This window comes from Kineococcus siccus (genome assembly GCF_009906795.1).
Taxonomy (GTDB): domain Bacteria; phylum Actinomycetota; class Actinomycetes; order Actinomycetales; family Kineococcaceae; genus Kineococcus; species Kineococcus siccus.
In genome coordinates this window covers 1-2,684 of sequence record NZ_JAAALN010000343.1, presented here as the reverse complement: position 1 = coordinate 2,684, position 2,684 = coordinate 1, and the positions used below count along the sequence as shown (strand labels likewise).

The window sequence follows — 2,684 nt, the reverse complement described above, 5'->3', positions numbered from 1 at the left end:
CGGCGAGCGAGCGGGCGTCCGCGACGGCCGCGTCGCGCGCGTCGTCGTCCGGGCCGCGCGGCGCCGTCGGCGTGGGCTCGGGGGAGGGGACCCACCGGACGCCGCACCCCGTCAGGCCGCCGGCCAGCAGGGCGGTCAGGACGGCCCGCCGGGGGGTCGCTGCAGGTCGCACGGCGTGATCGTCGCACGGGGCCGGGCTCCGGCGGTCCGGCCGCGGCGGAGCGCCGGGATAGGCTGTCGCGTCGTCGTGGCCCCCCGTCCGGGGTCCGCGCGAACGACGAGAGGAGCCGGACGTGCCGTCGCTCGACGAGGCCGTCACCGGGGTGCTGACCGAGGTCGTCGACCGGGCCGGGCTCACCCTCGACGAGGTGACCGTGACGTCGGCGGGCCGCCGGCGCGTGGTCCGCGTCGTGGTCGACCTGCCGGACGACGGGGCCCGCGACGAGCCGGGCGAGGTCAGCATGGACGCCGTGGCGACCGCCTCGACCGCGGTCTCCGAGGCGCTGGACGCCTCCGACGTCCTCGGCTCCGCGCCCTACACGCTCGAGGTCTCCTCCCCGGGGGTGGACCGCCCGCTGACCCTGCCCCGGCACTGGCGGCGCGCCCGCACCCGGCTGGTGCGCGTCGCGCGCACCGACGGCGGCGAGCTGGTGGGCCGCGTCGCGGAGGTCGACGACGACGGCGTCCTGGTCCTGCTGGACCCGCCGTCGGTCAAGGGCCGCCCGCCGCGCGCGGCCGACGTCGGCCGCCCCGTGCGCCTGGCCTGGGCCGAGGTCGCGCGCGGTGAGGTGCAGGTCGAGTTCCGCCGCGCGGACGACGACCCGGACGACGACCTGGCCGACGACCTGGCCGACGACGCGCTGGACGAGGACGCGCCGGACGACGACGCGCTGGACGACGACGAGAACGACGACGACGGACGCGAGGACGAGCAGTGAACATCGACATGGCCGCTCTGCGGGGCCTCGAGCGCGAGAGGGAGATCTCCTTCGACACGCTCGTCCGCGCGATCGAGCAGGCCCTGCTGGTCGCCTACCGACGCACCGAGGGGGCGCAGCCGCAGGCCCGTGTCGAGCTCGACCGCGCGACGGGTGAGGTGCGCGTGCTCGCGAGCGAGCGCGACGAGGAGGGGGCCGTGCTGCGCGAGTACGACGACACCCCGTCGGACTTCGGCCGCATCGCCACCACGACCGCCCGGCAGGTGATCCTCCAGCGGCTGCGCGACGCGGAGGACGAGCAGGTGCTGGGGGAGTACGCCGAGTCCGAGGGCGAGATCATCTCCGGCGTGGTCCAGCAGGGCCGCGACCCGCGCATGGTGCAGGTCGACCTCGGCGCGGTGGAGGGTGTGCTGCCGCCGCAGGAGCAGGTCCCCGGCGAGCGCTACGAGCACGGCACGCGGCTGCGCTGCTTCGTCGTCGCCGTCCGCAGGGGTCCCAAGGGTCCCCAGGTCGTCCTGTCCCGCTCGCACCCCCAGCTGGTGCGCAAGCTGTTCGCGCTCGAGGTCCCCGAGATCGCCGACGGGACCGTCGAGATCACCGCCCTGTCGCGCGAGGCGGGGCACCGCTCGAAGATGGCCGTGCGCGCCACGGTCGCGGGCGTCAACGCCAAGGGCGCGTGCATCGGGCCGATGGGCCAGCGCGTGCGCGCCGTCATGGCGGAGCTGCACGGCGAGAAGATCGACATCGTCGACCACGACGACGACCCGGCGGCCTTCGTCGCCAGCGCGCTGTCGCCGGCGCGCGTGACCTCGGTGACCGTCGTGGACGCCGACGCCCGCTCGGCGCGCGTCGTGGTCCCCGACTACCAGCTCTCGCTGGCCATCGGCAAGGAGGGCCAGAACGCCCGGCTCGCCGCCAAGCTCACGGGGTGGCGCATCGACATCCACCCCGACACCGAGGGCCAGGACGGCCCGGGCCGGCCGCCGTCGCGGCCCGCGGCGGGCGCGCGCCCCGAGCGCTGAGCGGGCGCGCCCGCTCGCCGGGCGGGTCTACACTCGGCACATCGCTACACTGACCCCGACCGGTCGAACCGACCGGCGATCCACCGCGCGTCCTGCGTCCGCGGCCCCCCCGGGGGCTGCCGCGGAACCAGTGCGCACGTGCGTGGGCTGCCGATCCCGGGACGTCCGGTCCGCGCTGCTGAGGGTCGTCACCGCGGTGGACGAGGACCTGGTCCTCGTCCCCGATCCGCGGGGACGTCTTCCCGGCAGGGGCGCCTGGGTGCACCCGCACCTCGCGTGCCTGGACCTCGCGGAGCGGCGCAGGGCCTTCCCCCGCGCGCTGCACCGCCAAGGCCCCCTCGACACCTCCGCCGTGCGCGAGCACCTGGAGGCCGTCGTCCCCACCACCACCGACGAGAGCGGGTCGAACAGCTGATGAGCACTCGATGAGCTTGCAGCGATGAACACCCCCGACTGACGACGGTCCGCGCCAGGAGCCCGGACCGAGACAGGAGACAAGTGGCCAAGGTCCGGGTCTACGAACTCGCCAAGGAGTTCGGAGTCGAGAGCAAGACCGTCCTCGCGACGTTGAAGGAGATGGGGGAGTTCGTCCGGTCGGCGTCGTCGACCGTCGAGCCGCCCGTCATCCGTCGGCTGAAGGACAAGTTCCCCAGCGACGGGGCGTCCGCGTCCCCCGCCACCCCGGCCGTCAAGCCGGGTCCGCGGCTGCCGGCGGGTGCCCGTC

The 2,684-nt window shown here is 75.6% G+C and carries 4 protein-coding genes; all 4 read left to right on the top strand.

The features are described 5' to 3' along the window. Positions 1-293 precede the first annotated feature (293 nt). On the top strand, positions 294-938 hold the full coding sequence (gene rimP / locus GTR02_RS21160; RefSeq protein WP_166609446.1) for a ribosome maturation factor RimP: 645 nt from the start codon (positions 294-296) through the stop codon (positions 936-938). Continuing rightward, positions 935-1,960, top strand: coding sequence for a transcription termination factor NusA (gene nusA / locus GTR02_RS21155; protein ID WP_166609445.1), 1,026 nt, complete (start codon positions 935-937; stop codon positions 1,958-1,960). Before rimP ends, nusA begins: the two co-directional genes overlap by 4 nt. 130 nt (positions 1,961-2,090) lie before the next feature. Beyond that, positions 2,091-2,375, top strand: a complete 285-nt coding sequence (locus tag GTR02_RS24045) for a YlxR family protein (RefSeq protein ID WP_338073970.1) — start codon at positions 2,091-2,093, stop codon at positions 2,373-2,375. A gap of 83 nt (positions 2,376-2,458) precedes the next feature. Then, the coding region (locus GTR02_RS21145) for a translation initiation factor IF-2 N-terminal domain-containing protein (RefSeq protein WP_166609444.1) at positions 2,459-2,684 on the top strand (226 nt) is incomplete at its 3' end.